Raw genomic sequence first — 19,781 nt, 5'->3', positions numbered from 1 at the left:
CCATCCGCGTCAGCTGTCCGGCGACGCGGCGGGCGGTGCGCGCTGCGGCCGAGCGCTACGCTCAACTCATCGACAGGACTGTGTCAGTTCCGATGAGGAGTGATCCGCATGAATCCCTACGAGCAGGCTTACGCCGCTGCCTGCAACGATCCTGAAAGTTTCTGGGCCGAGCAGGCCGCGCAACTGATCTGGTACCGCACGCCAACCGCGATCCTCCAGCGCGATGCGCAGGGCCACCAGCGCTGGTTCGCCAACGGCCAGCTGAACACCTGCTACCTGGCGGTCGACGCGCATGTCGAACAGGGACGTGGCGCACAGACCGCCATCATCTACGACTCGCCGGTGACCGGCGTGCAGCAGAAGATCAGTTACGCCGAACTGCAGGAGCAGGTCGCGCGCTGCGCCGGCATGTTGCGCGAGCTGGGCGTGGGGCAGGGCGACCGGGTGATCATCTACATGCCGATGATCCCCCAGGCGCTGACCGCGATGCTGGCCTGCGCGCGGCTCGGCGTCATTCATTCGGTGGTGTTCGGCGGTTTCTCCGCCGCCGAGCTGGCCGTGCGCATCGACGATGCCAAGCCCAAGCTGCTGGTGACCGCCAGCTGCGGCATCGAGGTCGGCCGCGTGCTGCCGTACAAGCCACTGGTGGACAAGGCGCTGAGCCTGGCCAAGACACCGCCACAACAGGTGGTGCTGGTGGCGCGCGCGCAGTGTGAAGCCGACCTTCAAGTCGGTCGCGACCACGACTGGGACAGCCTGATGCAAGCCGCGCCCAGCGTGGCGCCGGTGGCTGTGGCGGCGACCGATCCGCTGTACATCCTCTACACCTCGGGCACCACCGGCAAACCCAAGGGTGTGGTGCGTGACAACGGCGGTCATGCGGTGGCGCTGAACTTCAGCATGAGCGCGGTGTTCGACGCGCAGCCGGGGGAGGTGTTCTGGGCCGCATCCGATATCGGCTGGGTGGTTGGCCACTCCTACATCGTCTACGCACCGTTGCTGCGCGGCTGCACCACGCTGCTGTACGAGGGCAAACCGGTCAACACGCCGGACGCCGGCGCGTTCTGGCGGGTGATCGGCGAGCACCGGGTCAAGGTGTTCTTCACCGCCCCCACCGCGTTCCGCGCGATTCGCCGCGAAGACCCCGACCTGAAGCTGGCCGCGGCCCATGATCTGTCCTGCCTGAAGGCGGTTTACGTCGCCGGCGAGCGGCTCGATCCCTCGACCTATCAATGGCTGCACAGCTTCCTGCCATGCCCGGTTGTCGACCACTGGTGGCAGACCGAAACCGGCTGGCCGATCGTCGCCAACCCACTCGGGCTGACGGCTTATCCGACCAGGTCCGGCTCGGCCACGCTGCCGGTGCCCGGTTTCCAGCTGGAGGTCCTCGACGACCAGGGCCAGCCCTGCGCCACCGAGCAAGCCGGCAACATCGTCATCAAGCTGCCGCTGCCGCCGGGCACGCTGCTGACCCTGTGGCAGGACGACGCGCGCTACGTCGACAGCTACCTGTCGACCTTTCCGGGCTACTACCTGTCCGGCGATGGCGGTTACCGCGATCAGGACGGCTATGTGTTCGTCATGGGCCGCATCGATGACGTCATCAACGTCGCTGGCCATCGGCTGTCCAGCGGCGCGCTGGAAGAAGTGCTCGGCACCCATCCGGCGGTGGCCGAATGTGCTGTGGTGGGACTCGACGATGCGCTCAAGGGCGAGATGCCGGTCGGCTTCGTGGTACTCAAGCAGGGCGCGGCCATCGACCCGCAAACGCTGCAGGCCGAACTGGTGCAGAGCGTGCGCGAAGCGGTCGGTGCGGTGGCGTCGTTGCGCCGCGTGCATGTGCTCAAACGCCTGCCGAAGACCCGCTCGGGCAAGATCCTGCGCAAGACCATTCGTGCGCTGGCACTGACTCCGCAGGTGCCGATTCCGGCGACCATCGAGGACGCGACGGTGCTGGACGAGCTGCGTGAGCTGTTCGAGCGTGAGGGCTGCTACAGCCAGCCACCGCGGGAGCGCGGCTGAGACCCGAGAGGGCGAGCGAGGCAGCTCGTCCTGACCTGATTGGCATTCTCCGCATGCATGAATGCGCGGACCAACTAGCGACCACTCAGCAGCGGCGGGGCGCTTAAGCCCCGCCACCTGCCTTCAATCAAGAAGGGAAGGAATTTTCGGTTCTAAGCCGAGCGGCGCAGACCGCACCTGACCTATATCAAGCGCCATCCCGCAGTCACCTCCCAGAATCCGCCCCGCACCCCGTCGCCTCTCGAAGGCTCCGGAGCGGCGCGGCCCAGCTGCGCATTCATCGCGCCTGGCATACCCAGGCCCCATCGTCCAACGACTGCGGATCGGCATCGGCAGCCCGCGTCTGCCGCGCTTCATCTCCTCGTGCCGTCACGCCCGTTGGCTCAGCTCCGCCCTTCAGCGAAGCGGCGGCGCAAGGAGGTGAAACATGCGTTTCCAGAAGACCGACCTGGCGCTTCATGTCGCCTTGGCCACGGCTCTGTCGTTGTCCACGCAAATGGCCACAGCCGCCAGCTGCACGGGCGACGCCGCCACCAGCACCCTGACCTGTGACGGGCCGCTGTATTACGGCAACCCCAATGGTTACGACAACATCGTCATCAACACCACGGCCACCGGCGCGACCTCGCCGATGCTGGATGGCTTCGGTATCTACGGCAACAGTTCGACTTACAACCTGAACAATGTGCTGATCACTACCAGCGGCAGCAAGGCCGACGCCATTCAGGCCAACAACGGCACCAGCAAGATCCACATCGAGTCGCTGACCATCGTCACCAAAGGCTCCTCGGCGGACGGCATCAACGTCACCGAGAACGCCTACAACTCCAAGGTCACCGTCGGTGACGACGCGGTCATCAGCGCCGAAGCGGGTGGAATGGGCGTGCGTGCCAACACCTCGAAAAATGGCGGCAAGAACGAGATCGTGATCGGCGAACGTGCGCAGATCACCACCGCCGGTTCCGGTGGCAACTGGCTCGACGGCACCGGCTATGCGGTGTACGCCGGTAACCGCGACCTCAGCAACACCACCTACAAGGGCGACGCCGAAGTCACCCTCGGTGACGGCAGCATCATCCTCACCAAGGGCAACTCGGCGCATGCGGTGTATGCCAACCGTGGCGGGGTGATCAACCTCGGCGACACCAGCATCACCACCGAGAAGAGCAATGCCTACGGCATCTATGCGCAGACCCTGAGCGACGCCAACGGCCCGCGTGGCAGCCAAGTCAATCTGGGCGGCGATACGCGACTCAGGGTTACCGACGGCAACCGCGCCCTGTATGCCAGTGGCGCGGACTCGCGGATCAGCAGTACCCAAGCCTCGGTCTACAACATCGACAGCAGCGCCGCCAGCGACCAAACCGGGCGCCTGGGTGCGGCGCTGCTCGCCGACAACGCCGGGGTCATCGACCTGCAGATGGCTGCCGGTTCCTACTTCAACGGCACCACCAAGACCGCCTCGGCCGGCGAGATCCACCTGGCCCTCGACGGCAGCAGCCGCTGGGACCTGACCGCCGACTCCAACCTGACCAGCCTCGGCCTGAGCAACGGTGCTGTACTGGCCTTCCAGCGTCAGGGTGAGCCCGGCGACTACCAGTACAAGACGCTGACCGTCGACGGCGACTTCAGTGGCGGTGGCCGCTTGATCATGAACACGCAGCTCGGCGACGACAGCTCGGCGACCGACAAGCTACTGGTGAGCGGCGACACCAGCGGCGAAACCCGAGTTACGGTCAACAACACCACCGGCAGCGGCGCAGAAACCTTCGAAGGCATTCGCCTGATCGAGGTGGCGGGCGTCTCGCAGGGCGAGTTCAAGTCCGACCGGGTGACTTCCGGCGGCTACGAATACATCCTCCGTCGCGGCGGCTCGTTCGCCACCTCCACCGGCTCGGACAAGGACTGGTTCCTGACGTCCTACATGCCGATTACGCCCCCGGAGCCCGAGCCAGAACCAGAGCCAGAACCAGAGCCAGAGCCAAAGCCGGAGCCGGGCTCGACACCTGAGCCGTCGCCGGAGCCGGAACCGCTGCCGCCAGCGCCAGCGACCCCGCCGAGTTCCAGAGAACGCATTCGCCAGCCCGAAGGCGGCGCCTACAGCGCCAACCTCGCGGCGGCCAACACGCTGTTCCTGCACCGCCTGCATGACCGCACCGGCAACCTGACCTATGTCGATCCGGACACGGGTGAGGCGAGCACTTCGATGCTGTGGATGCGCCACGTCGACGGCAAAAGCCGCTGGAATGACAGCAGTGGCCAGCTGAAGACCGAGAGCAATCGCTACGTGCTGCAACTTGGCAGCGACCTGATGCGCTTCAGCAACGACCTGGGCGACTGGGTACTCGGGGTGATGGGCGGCTTCGCCAACGGCAACTCGACAACCCAATCGCGGGTCACCGGCTACAGCGCCAAAGGCGAGGTCGATGGCTACAGCCTTGGCCTGTATGGCACCTGGTACGAAGACCGCGACGACGAGAACGGCGCCTACGTCGATACCTGGCTGCTGTACAACGACTTCAACAACGAGGTGCGCGGCGAGCAGCTGGCCAAGGAGCGCTACGATTCCCGCGGTATCACCGCGTCGGTCGAAGCGGGCAAGACCTTCCTCGCCAGCAAGGGTGAAAGCGCCAGCCTCTACGTCCAGCCGCAGGCGCAGGTGGTCTACATGGGCGTAAAAGCCGATAGCCACCGCGAAGCCAACGGCACGCGTGTCACCGGCGACGGTGACGGCAACGTCATGACTCGGCTCGGTGCGCGCGCCGCGCTGCGCAGCAACAACGAGCAAGGCTTCGCCCACACCTATGGCGTCGAGCCGTACCTGGAGACCAACTGGATTCACAACTCCAAGGACTTCGGCACGCAGATGGGTGACATGCGCTTCGCAATGGACGGTGCCGAGGACATCATCGAGGTCAAACTCGGTGCCACCAGCAAGGTCAACAGCCGCTTCAACGTGTGGGGCGAGGTGTCCCGCCAGCACGGCGACAGCGGCTACCGCGACCAAGCCTTCACCCTCGGCCTGAAGGTCAACTTCTGAGCCACACAACGCCCCGGCCAGCGCCGGGGCGTTACTCCACGTATACATCACGCCGCTCTCGACTATCGAGTGAGCGGTGTTTCGGCGTATCAGTCGAACAAGTCGCGAATGGCCAGTTTGGCGCGCAGTTCCTCAGTAGCTTCGCAATTCTCCACAACTTCGTCCTCGGCGGGTTCGCCGGGCAGAAGCCCCGGCTCGCTGGCGAACAAATCGGCAGAGTAGGGTGGTGGTACGTCGTAGTGCGACAGATGACTCATGGCTGCTACCTCAAGGACGAGATGCCTTGCAGGTAAGAGCTTCGAAATGGGCGAACAGTTTTAGGTATTTCGTCGCGGCCACCAGAGCGGCTTACTCCGAACTCGACTAAGGGCAAAAACGAGCGATGTGATACTTGCAGGGATCCTCACATCGGTAGCCCAGCATGCCCAGGCCCAACATTTCACTTTCCTGCAGCTTGCTGCTTGCGGTTGGCCTCCACGGCAATCTCGCGATGGCCGATGACGCCGAACTGGCAAAGAAGCTCAGCAATCCAGTTGCGTCGCTGATCAGCGTGCCGTTTCAGCTGAATTACGACGAAAAACTCGGCCCGCAAGGCCACGGCAAGCGCTATCAGTTGAACTTCCAGCCGGTCGTGCCGATCAGCCTGAACGAGGATTGGAACCTGATCAGCCGAACCATTCTTCCGCTGATCCATCAGGACGAGGTGGTGCCGAATCAGGGCAATCGCAGCGGCACCGGCGACATCACCCAGAGCCTGTTTTTCTCGCCCAAGGCACCCAGCGAATCCGGCTACATCTGGGGCGTCGGCCCGGCGTTTCTGTTGCCGACCGCCAGCGATGACAGCCTGGGCACCGAGAAATGGGCTGCCGGTCCCACGGCCGTGGTGCTCAAGCAGCAAGGTGAATGGACGCTGGGCGCGCTGGCCAATCACCTCTGGGACTATGCCGGTGACGGCAACCGCGCTCCGGTCGACGCGACCTTCATCCAGCCGTTCGTGGCCTATACCACGCCAACTGCCTGGACCTACACGCTGAACAGCGAAGCGACCTATGACTGGGAGGCCGAACAATGGGCCGTGCCGCTCAATGCGCAGATCACCAAATTGCTCAAGTTCGGTAAGCAACCGGTCAGCGTGGGTGGTGGCGTTCGCTACTGGGCCGAACATGCGGATAACGGACCTGAAGGCTGGGGCGCGCGGATGGTTGTGGTCTTTCTGTTTCCCAAGTGACGACAGTCGCGCAAGAGAGCTGATTGCTGGCTTAATCTCGGGATACTCGCCGCAGACGCTACAGTCAATAAGTTCGCATAATGTATATTATGTTAAATCGTATATTTGGTTCGCCCTCCGTAATTCAGCCCTCGGCTTTCGCCAGACTAAAATTGCCTCAGGCTGCAAGCGACTTTCTTCACTCCTCCTTTCAACTCGATGCCGACAACGTTTGCCGGATCGTCACCTGCATTCCTTTGCTTCCTGCCTGAGGCAAAATGGAACGCTAAGGAATACGGCCATCTGCTCCAGTGCAACGAACACCGACTTGCAAACCCATATTGAGATTTCCCCATGATCGAGGTCACCGAGGTTTCCATCAGCGAACTGCGCAGCGCGCTTGAGTCCGGGCGGACGACTGCGGTTGAGTTGGTTCAGGCTTATCTCGCCAGGATCGACGCCTACGACCCACCGGGCACGCCGACCGCACTGAACGCGGTTGTCGTTCGCAATCCTGATGCGCTCCAGGAAGCCCAGGCTTCCGACGCCCGCCGCGCGCATGGCGAGACACTTGGGCCGCTGGATGGGATTCCCTACACGGCCAAGGACAGCTACCTGGTCAAAGGCCTGACGGCCGCTTCCGGCAGTCCTGCCTTTGCGAACCTGGTTGCCTATCGGGATGCCTTCACCATCGAACGCCTGCGCGCCGCGGGTGCGATCTGCCTGGGCAAGACCAATATGCCGCCCATGGCCAACGGTGGCATGCAGCGCGGCGTGTATGGCCGCGCGGAAAGTCCCTACAACGCCGCTTACCTCACCGCGCCCTTCGCTTCTGGCTCCTCGAACGGTGCAGGTACGGCCACCGCGGCGAGTTTCGCGGCATTCGGCCTGGCCGAGGAGACCTGGTCGAGCGGCCGCGGGCCGGCATCCAACAACGGTCTGTGCGCCTATACGCCGTCGCGTGGGGTGATTTCGGTGCGCGGCAACTGGCCGCTGACGCCGACCATGGACGTGGTCGTGCCTTATGCCAGAACCATGTCCGATCTCCTCGAAGTACTCGACGTGGTGGTCGCGGAAGACCCTGACAAGCGCGGCGATCTGTGGCGGCTGCAGCCTTGGGTGCCGATCCCCAGTGTCGCGGCGGTACGCCCCTCCTCCTATCTGCAGCTTGCCGCGCAAAGTAATGCGCTGGCCGGCAAGCGTTTCGGCGTTCCACGCATGTTCATCAATGCCGACCCGGAAGCGGGCACCAGCGAGCTGCCGGGAATAGGTGGCCCGACCGGACAACGCATCAACACCCGCCCCTCGGTGATCAAGCTGTGGGAAGCGGCTCGCCAGGCACTGGAAGCCGCCGGCGCCGAAGTGCTCGAGGTGGATTTCCCGCTGGTCTCGAACTGCGAGGGTGATCGCCCGGGTGCGCCCACGGTGTTCACCCGCGGCCTGGTGTCGAAGGAGTTCCTGCATCACGAACTGTGGGACTTGTCGGCCTGGGCCTTCGACGATTTCCTGCAGGCCAACGGTGATCCCAAGCTGCACCGTCTGGTCGATGTCGACGGGCCGAAGATCTTCCCGCACGACCCAGGCACCCTGCCCAATCGCGAAGGCGATCTGGCCGCTGGCATGGATGAGTACGTGCGCATGGCCGAGCGCGGCATTACTCCATGGGACCAGATCACCACGCTGCCCGACGGGCTGCGCGGCCTGGAGCAGACGCGGCGCATCGACCTCGAAGAGTGGATGGATCGACTGGGCCTCGACGCGGTGCTTTTCCCGACGGTGGCCGACGTCGGTCCCGCTGACGCCGACGTCAATCCGCAGTCTGCGGACATCGCCTGGAGCAACGGCGTGTGGGTCGCCAACGGCAATCTCGCGATCCGCCACCTGGGTGTGCCCACGGTGACCGTACCGATGGGTCTGATGGCAGACATCGGCATGCCGGTGGGACTGACGTTCGCCGGCCGTGCCTATGACGACTCGGCCCTGCTGCGCCTGGCTGCGGCGTATGAGTCGACCGGCAGCAAACGCGTGGTTCCTCCGCGCACCCCGCCCCTGCAGCGCGGCTGATTGGCGAAGCGGCGGGGCCGGCCAGCTGTCTGCCGCCCCGCTCGCCTACCAATAAAGAAGTAGCTTCAGTCTGCCGTCGATTTGAGCAGACGGCGCACGCGCTCCGCGAGGACCTCGATGGTGAACGGTTTGGTGAGTACTTCCATGCCTTCCACCTGGCGTTCGTTGCCAAACACCACGCTCTCCGCATAGCCAGTCACGAAAAGCACGCGCAGGCCTGGGCGTTGCTGGCGCGCGGCATCGGCTACCTGGCGGCCATTGAGTCCGCCGGGCAAGCCGACGTCAGTGATCAGCAGGTCGATCTTGGCTGCCGACTGCAGTATCGCCAAGCCTGCGACGCCGTCCGCCGCTTCCATGACCCGGTACCCCAGCTCACCGAGCACCTCGGCCATCAGCAAGCGCAAGGTTTCCTCGTCGTCGATCACCAGGATGGTCTCGCCGTTTTCGGCATTCGGCGCCTTGCCCTGGTCAGGGCTGCCGCGCGTTGCCTCTTCCTCACCGAGATGCCGAGGCAGATAAATGCACACCGTGGTGCCCTCACCCGGCTCGGACGCGATATGCACCTGGCCGCCGGATTGGCGGGCAAAGCCGTACACCATGGAGAGGCCCAGGCCGGTACCCTGCCCGGCCGGCTTGGTGGTGAAGAACGGGTCGAAGGCGCGGGCAATGGTTTCCAGCGACATCCCCGAGCCGGTATCGATGATGCACAGGGTGAGATACGGGCCGGGCTCCATGCCGCGCTCGCTGGCCAGGTGCTCATCAAACCAGTCGTTGCTGGTCTTGATGGTGAAGCGCCCGCCGTCGGGCATCGCGTCGCGCGCGTTGATGCACAGATTGAGCAGCGCACTTTCGAGCTGGTTGGGGTCAACCAACGCGGTCCACAACGCTGGTTCAGCGTCGATGTCGATCTGGATCATCGGCCCCATGGTGCGGCGGATTAGCTCGACCATGCCCTCGATCAGGCGGTTAACGTTGGTGGGTTTGGGCGCCAGGGTTTGCCGGCGGGAAAAGGCCAGCAGTCGATGGGTCAGCATCGCTGCGCGCGAGGCGGCGCCGTACGCCGCGCCGATGTAGCGCTCCAGCTCGTCGAAACGCCCTTGGGCGATGCGCAGGCGCAGCAGCTCCAGACTGCCACTAATGCCACTCAGCAGGTTGTTGAAGTCGTGCGCCAATCCACCGGTGAGCTGGCCGACCGCTTCCATTTTCTGGCTGTGGCGCAGCAGTTCTTCGGCTTGCCGCAACGCTTCGGAACGCTCTCTCTCCACAGTGAAATCGCGGCCCACCGAATAGATGAAGCCTTCGGCGGGCACCGCCGCCCAGCTGATCCAGCGATAGCTGCCGTCCTTGTGACGAATCCGGCAGTCGATGTCCTGCCGCGGATCGCCACGTTCGAGCGACACGCTGGACTCCAGCACCGCGGGCAAGTCGTCGGGATGGATCAGGTTGCGCAGATCCAACTCACCGAGTTCGGACGGCCACCAGCCCAGCACCTCGTGCCAGGCCGGGTTGGCCGCCACGATGTGGTGATCCAGACGCGTGACCAGCATGATGTCGGTGGACAGTTGCCACAGCCGATTGCGATCCGCGGTGCGCTCGGCGACCTGGCGCTCCAGCGAGTTGGCCAGATCACGCAGCTCCCGCTCGACGCGGTGCTTGTCGGTGGTCTCAACCACGGTGTCGAGCATGCCGACGACCTGGCCGGCCTCGTCGCGCACCGGGCTGTAGCAGAAGGTGAAGGTCGTCTCCTCCACATGACCGTTGCGATTGATCAGCAATGGCAAGTCTTCAATGAACGTCGCCTGGCCCTTCAGCGCCTCTTCCGCGATTGGTCCGATTTGCTCCCACACCTCGCTCCAGACGCTATTGAATGACCGTCCGAGAACGTGTTGCTTGCTGCCTAGGATCGGCGCGAAGGCGTCGTTATAGATCGTCACCAACTGCGGCCCCCACGCCAGGCACATGGGGAACTTCGAGGCGATCACCAATTGCGTGGCGGTACGCAGCGCCGCCGGCCAGCTGTCCAGCGGGCCGAGCGGTGTGCTGGCCCAGTCATGGCGGCGAATCTGTTCGCTCATGAGCCCGCTGCCATACGGAAAGCGATGAGCACTCATGTCAGCGAACTCGATAGAGGGAATAGTCGATAGACAGCCCGCCGGCGCTTTTGTTTGACGGAGCCGGAAACCTCGAGGGCGAAACCTTGCAGCTCTCGCTCAGCCCCCTCCTCTGTGGACGGGGCCGGCGATACGGCACCCCTACCAATGCGCGTAGCTAGGCAGCGCACCATGCGACTGACTTTGCAATCCGGCCACCAGCGGCGTTACGCCCGCGTCCTGCTGAATGTCGCGACGGATCGCGCTGACCACCCATTCGGTACGCAGCGGCGCACTCATCAACAGCGACGGCAGCACGCGCTTGATTTGCGCACCGTCCTTGCGCAGCACCAGCAGGTGCGAGCCATCCGGTCGCTTCTCGCAGGTGGTGTCGAACTCGGGAAAAGCCGCAATGATTTCCTGGATGTTGAGTGGCATGGTGCTCGCTCCTTGATGGCATGGAAACGCTAATACAGAGCAGCTGTCGTGCCAGTTAGGACAGATTTGTTATTCATTTGCAAATCAATGACTTACTTGCAATTTCGCCGCTGCGCTTCGGGCAAGCTGCATGACTGGTGGAGATTTGTTCGTGCAATTTGCAATAACCGAACAAGCAGCTCGTGTAGGACCGCGGAGCCTTCATGGTCCCGCCCAACCAGCGTCGACCTATGCTTAGCCTTCAGTCCCACACGCCTCGATGGCGATCCATCACGCAGACGGCTAGACGTCTCGCTGAGCGGCCGTTCTGCCAATGCAGGCAGTTGCGAAATCGAGTAAAAGCACTTCCTCGGCGCAAGGGAGAATCTATGAAACGCATAGCGATGCATCTGGCCTGGTTGGCCGCCGTTCCACTGTGCTCAGCAATGGCCGACGAAGGCGGCGTGAGCTTCTGGCTGCCCGGACAGTTCGGCGCATTGGCAGCCGTACCCACTGCACCGGGGTGGAGCCTGCCCCTCATTTATTACCACGCCAGCGCCGACATGGGCGCGGACGAGCCATTGCCACTCGGCGGGCGTGGACGAGTGTCTGCAGGCGTGGATGCCAAGGCCGACCTGCTGTTCGCCGGACCGACCTATACCTTCGAGCAGCCGGTGCTGGGCGCACAGGCCGCGGTGGGTGTGCTCGCTGCGGTTGCTCGCTACGAAGTGGAAGCCGACGCCACCCTCACCGGCCCACGCGGGCGCACCGTTTCCGCCAACGTCAGTGACAGCCTGAAAGGCGCCAGCGATCTCTACGGGATGGGCACCCTGAAGTGGAATCACGGCGTGCACAACTTTATGGCTTACCTCATGGGCAACCTGCCGATTGGTGCTTATGACCCGGACCGGCTGGCCAACGTCGGGCTCGGTCACGCCGCGATGGATGCCGGCGGCGGCTACACCTATTTCGACAAGAAGAACGAGTTCTCGGCGGTTGCCGGGTTGACCTATAACTGGGAAAACTCCGACACCGACTACCAGAACGGCATCGACGCCCACCTCGACTGGAGCGCCTCGCACTTCGTCACCGATCAGACCCATCTGGGCCTGGTCGGCTACTTCTATGAGCAGGTCACCGGCGACGAGGGCGATGGCGCTGTGCTTGGCGATTTCAAATCGCGCGTGCGCGCGGTCGGCCCGCAGATCGGGCATTTCTTCCCGGTCGGCAGGGAGCTCTGGTACACCAACGTCAAGGGCTACTACGAGTTCGACGCGAAGAACCGCGCGGAGGGCTGGAACGCCTGGTTGACCCTGGCGATCCCGCTCGGCCAGTAAACCCAATGTCCCGCAATGCCCGGAGCAAACCCATCGGCCTGCTCCGCGATCGATATTCTCCCCAGTGATCACCCGCAACCAAGTCGACTTCTTCCACTATCCTCTAACCCGTTGCCCTGTGTTTGGAACAAGGAACCGCCATGAGTGCCCGCGATACCATTCTTGCTTTGCAGTCCAGCATCAGCCAATCGGTGCTCGGGCAGGACGACGTCATTCGCCAAGTGCTATTGGGGCTGCTCGCCAATGGTCATCTGCTGCTGGAAAGCCTGCCCGGCCTGGCCAAAACGCGCACGGTCAAGGCCCTGGCCAGTCACCTCGACGCGCAGATGAGCCGTATCCAGTTCACGCCCGACCTGCTGCCTTCGGACATCACCGGCGCCGAGATCCTCCAGCAGGTCGACGGCCACAATCAGATCAAGTTCCAGCCCGGCCCGTTGTTCGGCAACGTGATCCTCGCCGACGAGATCAACCGCGCGCCAGCCAAGGTGCAGGCGGCGCTGCTTGAGGCCATGGAGGAGCGGCAGATCACCGTCGCCGGCACCAGCCACCCGATGACCGAGCTGTTCATTGTGTTGGCCACGCAGAACCCCATCGAGCAGGAAGGCACCTACCCGCTGCCGGAAGCGCAGATGGACCGTTTCCTGATGAAGGTGCTGCTGAGCTACCCCAAACCTGCCGATGAAACCCAGGTGTTGCGTCTGCTGCGCGAAGAGGAAAAGGCCGCCCACGGCGCCAAGGCGGCGGAGACCGCGCGCCTGGCCCAGGACGCGATCTTCGCCGCGCGCCAGGAGGTCAGCGCCGTGCATGTGTCCGAGAGCATCGACCGCTACCTGATCGACCTGATCAACGCCACCCGTCAACCGGCGGACTACGACGCCGATCTCGGCCGCTGGATCCATGTCGGCGCCAGCCCACGCGGTGGCATCAGCCTGGATCGCGTGTCGCGGGCGCATGCCTGGCTGGCCGGTAACGACTTTGTATCGCCCGACGACGTGCGCGCAGTGGTCCATCCGGTGCTGCGTCACCGCCTGATGCTGTCCTACGACGCGGTGGCCGATGGCGTCAGCGCCGACCAGGTACTCGACCGTCTGCTCGACAAGGTGGCGATTCCGGCCTGAGTGCCCGCAGCAAGGAGCACTTCATGCAGCAGCAATCACCGGCCCCGGATGGCTTCGTCTACGTCTCGCTGACTCAGCTGATGCAGCTGGAGCATCGCGTGCGCGGGCTGAGCTTCCAGGGGCGCCAGCCACTGTCGAGCATTCTCTCCGGCAACCATGCCTCGCGGCTGCGTGGGCGCGGCCTGAACTTCGACGAGCTGCGCCACTACAACCCAGGCGACGACCTGCGCCACCTCGATTGGCGCGCCTCGATGCGCTATGGCAAGCCCTTCGTGCGCAGCTACACCGAGGAGCGCGACCGCCCGGCGCTGATCCTGGTCGACCAACGCATGAGTATGTTCTTCGGCTCGCAGCGCAGCTTCAAATCCTCCACCGCCGCCGAGCTGGCCGCCCTCTCCGCCTGGATGGCGTTCCATGCCGGTGACCGGGTCGGCGGCCTGGTGTTCAACGACAGCCGCATCGAACGCATCAGTCCGATTCGCAGCCGCAGCCGGGTCGAAGCGCTGTGCGCCGCCGTCACCCGACAGAATCAGGCGCTGTCGGCGAGCCTCCCCGACGCGGAGAACGAGCCGCAACTCGACCGCGTGCTGCAAACCTGCCTGGCCATGGCCGGCCACGATCACCTGATCTGTCTGATCAGCGATTTCGCCGGCGCTGGCCCACGCACCTTGCAACTGCTGCGCGAGCTGTCGGCACACAACGACGTGATCGCCATGCAGGTCTACGACCCCCTCGCCCTCAATCTGCCGGCCCGCGGCCGGGTGATGGTCACCCAGGGCGAGTTGCAGGTGGAGCTGGAGGTGGAGCGCCGCCAGGTGCACCAGCCGCTGGGCGATTTCCTCACCGGTCGACTCAAGGAGGTGGCTGCCCTGCTCCGCCGCAGCCAGGTGCCGGTGATGATGATCAACACCGGGGAAGACCCGCTTGAGCAGTTGCGCCGCGAACTGGGCCGCCTGACAGGAGCCGGCCGATGAGCGACGCCAAGTTGCCGAACCTCGACCAGCTCAAGGAGCTGCCGGTACCGCCACCGGTGGTCAGCTACTTCCCGCAAACCTGGGGCTGGCTGGTCCTGCTGCTGGTTGTCCTGCTGGCGCTCGCCGCCTGGGCCGGCTGGCGCTACTGGCAGTGGCGCCGCGACCGTTACCGCCGCGATGCCCTCGCCCGTCTGGATGCGCTGGAAGCCGCGCTGGCCGACGAACATACCCGCCTGCCGGCGCTGCGCGAGCTGCCGGAACTGCTCAAGCGCGTCGCCCTGTCGATGCCGCAACGCCCGCAGGTGGCCACCCTCGGTGGCGCCGACTGGCAGGCGTTCCTGACGAAAACCAGTTCGGCACCACTGCCGGAAGGTTTCGGCCGCCAGCTGGCGACGCTGGCCTATGCCCCCGTCGAGCGCGTAAAGGCACTCCCAGCCGATGAACTACAAGGCCTGCTGGCCAGCAGCCGGCACTGGATCGAGACCCATCATGTGGCAGTTTGATTACCCCTGGGCGCTGCTGTTGCTCCCGCTCGCCTGGCTCGCCTATCGCTACCTGGCGCCGTACCGCGAGGCCCGCAGCGCGGTGCGCGTGCCGTTCTTCACCGCCATGAGCCGTGCCGTCGGCCAGACGCCCGCAGTGGCCGGCGCCCGCGGGAATGCCCGGCAGCTGGCACTCAATCTGTTGGTCTGGACCCTGCTGGTGGTTGCCTGCGCGCGGCCGGTGCTGGTGGAGAAACCCATTGAGCACCAGCAGCCGGTGCGCGACCTGATGCTGGCCATCGACATCTCGCAGTCCATGGAGACAACCGACTACACCAATGCCGACGGGCAGCGCGTCGATCGCCTGACCGCGGTCAAAGAGGTCGTGCAGGACTTCATCGCCAAGCGCAAGGATGACCGTATCGGCCTGATCGTCTTCGGCACCGGGGCCTTCCCGCAGGCGCCCTTGACCCTTGATCACGCCAGCCTGCGCGTGTTGCTCGACGAGGTGGGCATCGGCATGGCCGGCCCCAACACCGCGATCGGTGACGCCATCGGCCTGACCATCAAGCTGCTCGACAGCGCCAAGGAACAGGACAAGGTGCTGATCCTGCTCACCGACGGCAACGACACCGGCAGCGCCATTCCGCCCGACCATGCTGCACAGATCGCCGCCTCCAAAGGCATCGTGGTGCACACCATCGGCATTGGTGATCCCGAGGCTACCGGCGACGCCAAGGTCGACTTGCAAGTGCTCCAGGGCATCGCGCAGACCACCGGTGGGCAGTTCTTCCGCGCGGACGACCGCAGCGCGCTCGATCAGGTCTACGCCACGCTCGACCGCATTACCCCGCATCAGGTGAAGAAGCTCAGCCACCAACCCAAACGTGACCTGTTCTGGTGGCCCTTGGGCGCCGCGCTGCTGCTGCTCACCTTGTATCAGGTGCTGGCCGCGCTGAGCGGCAAGTGGGCCACGGCCGGCACCACGCGCACGGCGCAGGAGGGCTGAATGGACATCGACCTCAATGCCTTCCACTTCCTGCGCCCGTTCTGGCTGTTGCTGCTGGTGCCCGGCATCGTGGTGCCGATCCTGTGGAATCGCAGCCGCGATCCGGCGCGGCTGAGCAGCAACATCGCCCCGCAGTTGCTCAAGCATCTGGTGGTCACTCCCACCGACGCCCACCACCTGCGGCCGATCCACCTGCTGGGCGCGCTGCTGATCCTCGGCGGCCTGGCCGCTGCCGGACCGACCTGGGAACAGGACCGCCCGGACTTTCTGGAGAACCGCGCGCCGCTGATCCTCGCGCTCGACCTGTCGCCGTCAATGGACGCCAACGACGTGCCGCCGTCGCGACTGGAAGCCGCCAAGCACAAGTTGCATGACCTGATTCAGCGCCGCCCGGGCGCACGCACCGGCTTGATCGCCTATGCCGGCACCGCGCACCTGGTGCTGCCGGCCACCGAAGACCCGCAGCTGCTCGACAGCTTCCTGCAGGCGCTGTCCACCGATCTGCTGGCCAGTCCGGGCAAGAACGTTCTCGCCGTCATCGAAGAGGCCAAGCGATTGCTGGCCGCCGAGCAGTCGGCCGGTACCCTGGTGCTGGTCACCGACGGTGCCGACGTCAGCCAGCTGGAAGCCATCGGCAAGGCGCTCGAACCTTCGGAGCTGCAGCTACTCGTGCTCGCAGTGGGCAGCCAGGACGGCGGCATCCTGCGTGACGCCAAGGGGCAACTGCGCGTGGATACCAATGGCCGGCCGCTGCTCGGCAGCTTCGACGCCAAGGGCCTCAAGCAGCTCGCCGACGCCGCCGACGCGCCGCTCGGCAGCCTGACGCTCAACGACGACGATCTGGACTGGATCGAGCTGCACGCCGCGCAGCATCTGCAGGCCGCCAGTGGCGACGATCAGCAGATGCACTGGAAGGATGCCGGCTACTGGCTGTGCTGGCCGTTGCTGGTGTTGGCGCTGTTGTGCGTACGGCGTGGCTGGAGCGTCAACTGGCTGGCTGGACTGTTGCTCGCCTGCGGACTCGCCCTGCCCAGCGCCCCCGCGCACGCTGGCGCCCTGACCGACGCCTTCTTCACTCCGGATCAGCAAGGCCGCTGGGCCTTCGAGCACGGCCACTATGCGCAGGCCGCGACGCACTTCCACGATCCCTACTGGAAAGCGCTGGCGGCCTACAACGCCGCCGACTACGACGCCGCGCTGGCCGACTTCGCGCGCCTCGACAGCGCCCCGGCGTACTTCTACCTGGGCAACAGCTACGCCAAGCTCTTCAAGTTCCCCGCCGCGATTGCCGCCTACCAACAGGCACTCAAGCTGCAGCCGCAGTTCCCCGAGGCCACCGCCAACCTGGCGCTGGTCACCGCGTTGCAGAAGGACTACGAGGAGCAGCAGGAAGTCGCGCCGGACATCAAATCCGACAAGGTCGAGTTCGATAAGCCGAGCGGCAAAGGCAAGTCGGTGAAGATGGAAGGCGTCAAGCCCACTTCGGATGAGCTGTGGCTGCGCAACCTGAACACTTCGCCGGCGCAATTCCTCAAGCAGAAGTTCCGCCTGCAGGCCGCGCAGCAGCAGAACAATAGTGGAGCTACGCCATGAAACGGTTGCTGCTGATCCTGCTCGGCGTGCTGCCGCTGCTGGCCTTGGCCGAGCCGAAAGTGCTGGTGGAGGGCCGGCTGAATCCCACCGGTACGGCGATGGTGGGCAGCACGGTGCGCCTCGAAGTCGATCTGCTGGTCGACACCTGGTTCACCGCCGAACCGCAGCTGCCGATCTTGAACCTGCCCGGCGCGCTGGTCATGCCACCGAGCAGCGAGGCCACGCACCTGACCGTGCAGCGCGATGGCGAAACGCTGTTTGGCCTGCGCTTCAGCTACCTGATCACCCCGAACCAGGCCCAGGAGTTCCAGATTCCGGCGCTGACCATCCAGGTCAATCCCGGCCAGGGCAGCGGCCCGGTGACCGTCCGCAGTGCGCCGTTGAGCCTGCTGGCCCGCTTGCCCGAGGGCGTGGCGCCGGGGCAGCAGTTGCTGGTCGCGCAGAACCTCAAGTTCACCCAGCAGCTTGTCCGTTCGCAGGATGCCTTGCGCGTCGGCGACAACCTGGTGCGCCGCCTGACTATCGACGCCGACGGTGCCCAGGCCATGCTGATCCCGGCGCCGGCGTTCGCCGAGGTCGATGGCCTCAAGCGCTATGTGAAAACTCCGCAGGTGCTGCCGCTCAGCGACGGCCGCGGCGGCATCACCGGCGGCCGGCGTGTGGACGAAGTCAGCTATGTGATCGACCAGGCCGGCCATCACGAACTGCCCGCCATCGAGCTGCACTGGTGGGATACCGCCAGTAATCGCCAGCGCACCAGCAGCGTGCCCGCTGTGGAGTTCGACGCGGTGGCCAACACCGCGTACCAGGCACCCTTCTCGATAGCCGAGGACTTGCAGAAGCTCGGCCAGCACGCGCGGGTGCGCATCGCGCAGCATTGGCTGCTGCTGGCGGCGCTCGTGCTGATCGGCGGACTCGCCTGGTACTGGGGCGCCCCCTGGTGGCGGCGCGCCCGGCAGGCGTTGCAGCGACGTCGCGCCGAACGGCAGCAGGCGTACCTGCAATCAGCCGAGTACGCCTGGCGGCAAATTGCCACCCAACTCAACGATCAGCCTGCGCAGCTCGGCGCGTTCTACCTGTGGACCCGGCGCAGCCTAGGAAGCCAGACGCTAGAGGGCTTGGTGGCGAAACTGCCCTTGTCGCTCGGCAATCGGCTGCTAGTCTTCCTCAGAACTCAATACGGCTTCAATGATCGCTCACCCACTGCGCTGAATGACCTGCAGCATGCGCTCCCCGAGCTCAAGGAAGCAGTTCGCCAACAGCAGTCGCCGTCCCTGCCCCGGCACGGGCTAGCGCCATTGAATCCCCGGCAAGGTATGGATCAACCCGCTCGATAAGGACGCCCAATGAAGCTTTTGTCGCCCTCCCCATCTGCTTGGCGCTGGATCTTCTCGCTGCTGTTGGCCGTGCCGCTCCTGGCCGCGGCCGCCGAGCCGCTGCCGAACTGGAAGGACGGCCCGTCGAAGAAGGCTATCGAGAGTTTCGTCAGCGCGGTGACCACCGAGGGCACCAAGGATTACGTGCCACCGGCCGAGCGCATTGCGGTGTTCGACAACGACGGCACCTTGTGGAGCGAACAGCCCATGTACTTCCAGGTGCTGTTCTCCTACGCCGAGGTCCACCGGCTGGCGCCGCAGCATCCGGAATGGAAAGAGCAGCAGCCGTTCAAGGCCGTTCTCGAGGGTGACCATGAGGCGCTCGCCGCCGCGGGCATGGACGGCCTGATGAAGATCGTCGGAGCCACCCACACCGGCATCAGCACCGAGGCCTTTACCGCCAATGCCGAAGCCTGGCTGGCCAAGGCCGTGCACCCGAAGAGCCAGAAGCCGTTCACCGAAATGGTCTACCAACCGATGCTGGAGCTGCTCGCCTACCTGCGCGCCAACGGCTTCAAGACTTACATCGTCTCCGGCGGCGAAGTGGCGTTCATGCGCGCCTTCGCCGAAGAGGTCTACGGCATTCCGCCCGAGCAGGTGATTGGCACCACTTTTGTCAGCCAGTTCCAGAATCAGGACGGCAAGCTGTCGATCCTGCGCATGCCCAAGTTGGCTCACAACGACGACGGCCCGGGCAAACCGGAGAGCATCGACGCGATCATTGGCCGCCGACCAATCTTCGCCTTCGGCAACTCCGATGGCGATCTGCAAATGCTGCAATGGACCGCCGCCGGCAGCGGCAAGCGGTTCATGGGCTTGGTCCATCACACCGACGCCAAGCGCGAGTGGGCGTACGACCGTGACTCCAAGATCGGCAAGCTGGACAAGGCGCTGGACGAAGCCAACGCCAAGGGTTGGACGGTAGTAGATATGGCAACGGAGTGGGCGCAGGTATTCCCGTTCGCCTCTGCCACAAATATGCAGTGAGGTCCGTTTACAAAGAATGCTGGGGGTGTCAGTGACGCCTCTGGTTCGACCACGTCGCGGATAGC

The 19,781-nt window shown here is 64.7% G+C and carries 15 protein-coding genes; 12 read left to right on the top strand and 3 right to left on the bottom strand.

What is annotated here, in order from left to right; genetic code table 11:
• Positions 1–108 precede the first annotated feature (108 nt).
• Both JQX08_RS14090 and JQX08_RS14085 read left to right on the top strand, forming a co-directional pair.
• Entirely contained in the window at positions 109–2,022 is a 1,914-nt protein-coding gene (locus tag JQX08_RS14090; RefSeq protein WP_205349029.1) for a propionyl-CoA synthetase, read from the top strand.
• A gap of 427 nt (positions 2,023–2,449) precedes the next feature.
• The gene (locus JQX08_RS14085) at positions 2,450–5,062 is read left to right on the top strand and encodes an autotransporter outer membrane beta-barrel domain-containing protein (RefSeq protein WP_205349028.1); all 2,613 of its coding nucleotides are present in this window, start codon (positions 2,450–2,452) and stop codon (positions 5,060–5,062) included.
• 89 nt (positions 5,063–5,151) lie between these two features.
• Here JQX08_RS14085 and JQX08_RS14080 read toward each other — a convergent pair whose 3' ends face one another.
• Positions 5,152–5,319 carry a hypothetical protein gene (locus JQX08_RS14080; RefSeq protein ID WP_205349027.1) on the bottom strand — a complete coding sequence of 56 codons (168 nt, stop codon included), beginning with the start codon at positions 5,317–5,319 and terminating at the stop codon, positions 5,152–5,154.
• 164 nt (positions 5,320–5,483) lie between these two features.
• Between JQX08_RS14080 and JQX08_RS14075 the strand changes: the two genes are divergently transcribed.
• Together JQX08_RS14075 and JQX08_RS14070 are read left to right on the top strand one after the other, a co-directional pair.
• The gene (locus JQX08_RS14075; protein ID WP_205349026.1) at positions 5,484–6,290 is read left to right on the top strand and encodes a transporter; all 807 of its coding nucleotides are present in this window, start codon (positions 5,484–5,486) and stop codon (positions 6,288–6,290) included.
• Positions 6,291–6,623: 333 nt separating this feature from the next.
• Positions 6,624–8,333 (top strand): amidase, encoded by a 1,710-nt coding sequence (locus JQX08_RS14070; protein WP_205349025.1) that lies wholly within the window; start codon positions 6,624–6,626, stop codon positions 8,331–8,333.
• A 65-nt stretch (positions 8,334–8,398) separates the two neighbouring features.
• Here the strand turns inward: JQX08_RS14070 and JQX08_RS14065 are convergent, their stop codons facing one another.
• Together JQX08_RS14065 and JQX08_RS14060 are read right to left on the bottom strand one after the other, a co-directional pair.
• Positions 8,399–10,408 carry a hybrid sensor histidine kinase/response regulator gene (locus tag JQX08_RS14065; RefSeq protein ID WP_205349024.1) on the bottom strand — a complete coding sequence of 670 codons (2,010 nt, stop codon included), beginning with the start codon at positions 10,406–10,408 and terminating at the stop codon, positions 8,399–8,401.
• Positions 10,409–10,585: 177 nt separating this feature from the next.
• Positions 10,586–10,861, bottom strand: coding sequence for a DUF3509 domain-containing protein (locus tag JQX08_RS14060; protein WP_205349023.1), 276 nt, complete (start codon positions 10,859–10,861; stop codon positions 10,586–10,588).
• A gap of 368 nt (positions 10,862–11,229) precedes the next feature.
• Between JQX08_RS14060 and JQX08_RS14055 the strand changes: the two genes are divergently transcribed.
• The 8 genes from JQX08_RS14055 (at position 11,230) to JQX08_RS14020 (ending at position 19,716) form a co-directional block, all read left to right on the top strand.
• The gene (locus JQX08_RS14055; RefSeq protein ID WP_239482185.1) at positions 11,230–12,177 is read left to right on the top strand and encodes a SphA family protein; all 948 of its coding nucleotides are present in this window, start codon (positions 11,230–11,232) and stop codon (positions 12,175–12,177) included.
• 140 nt (positions 12,178–12,317) lie between these two features.
• Positions 12,318–13,295 carry an AAA family ATPase gene (locus JQX08_RS14050; RefSeq protein ID WP_205349022.1) on the top strand — a complete coding sequence of 326 codons (978 nt, stop codon included), beginning with the start codon at positions 12,318–12,320 and terminating at the stop codon, positions 13,293–13,295.
• Between the two features lie 23 nt (positions 13,296–13,318).
• Complete coding sequence (locus JQX08_RS14045; protein WP_205349021.1) at positions 13,319–14,269, top strand: DUF58 domain-containing protein; 951 nt, start codon at positions 13,319–13,321, stop codon at positions 14,267–14,269.
• Positions 14,266–14,772, top strand: a complete 507-nt coding sequence (locus JQX08_RS14040; protein ID WP_205349020.1) for a DUF4381 domain-containing protein — start codon at positions 14,266–14,268, stop codon at positions 14,770–14,772. Before JQX08_RS14045 ends, JQX08_RS14040 begins: the two co-directional genes overlap by 4 nt.
• Entirely contained in the window at positions 14,759–15,760 is a 1,002-nt protein-coding gene (locus tag JQX08_RS14035) for a vWA domain-containing protein (RefSeq protein WP_205349019.1), read from the top strand. The genes JQX08_RS14040 and JQX08_RS14035 overlap by 14 nt, the downstream gene beginning before the upstream one ends.
• Positions 15,761–17,353: a vWA domain-containing protein gene (locus JQX08_RS14030; protein WP_205349018.1), complete on the top strand. Its 1,593-nt coding sequence runs from the start codon at positions 15,761–15,763 to the stop codon at positions 17,351–17,353.
• Positions 17,350–18,690 (top strand): BatD family protein, encoded by a 1,341-nt coding sequence (locus JQX08_RS14025; protein ID WP_205349017.1) that lies wholly within the window; start codon positions 17,350–17,352, stop codon positions 18,688–18,690. The genes JQX08_RS14030 and JQX08_RS14025 overlap by 4 nt, the downstream gene beginning before the upstream one ends.
• A gap of 9 nt (positions 18,691–18,699) precedes the next feature.
• The gene (locus JQX08_RS14020) at positions 18,700–19,716 is read left to right on the top strand and encodes an HAD family hydrolase (RefSeq protein WP_205349016.1); all 1,017 of its coding nucleotides are present in this window, start codon (positions 18,700–18,702) and stop codon (positions 19,714–19,716) included.
• Positions 19,717–19,781 lie beyond the last annotated feature (65 nt).

Source organism: Zestomonas insulae (assembly GCF_016901015.1).
GTDB classification, from domain to species: Bacteria; Pseudomonadota; Gammaproteobacteria; order Pseudomonadales; family Pseudomonadaceae; genus Aquipseudomonas; species Aquipseudomonas insulae.
This window is presented reverse-complemented; position numbering and strand designations above follow the sequence as displayed.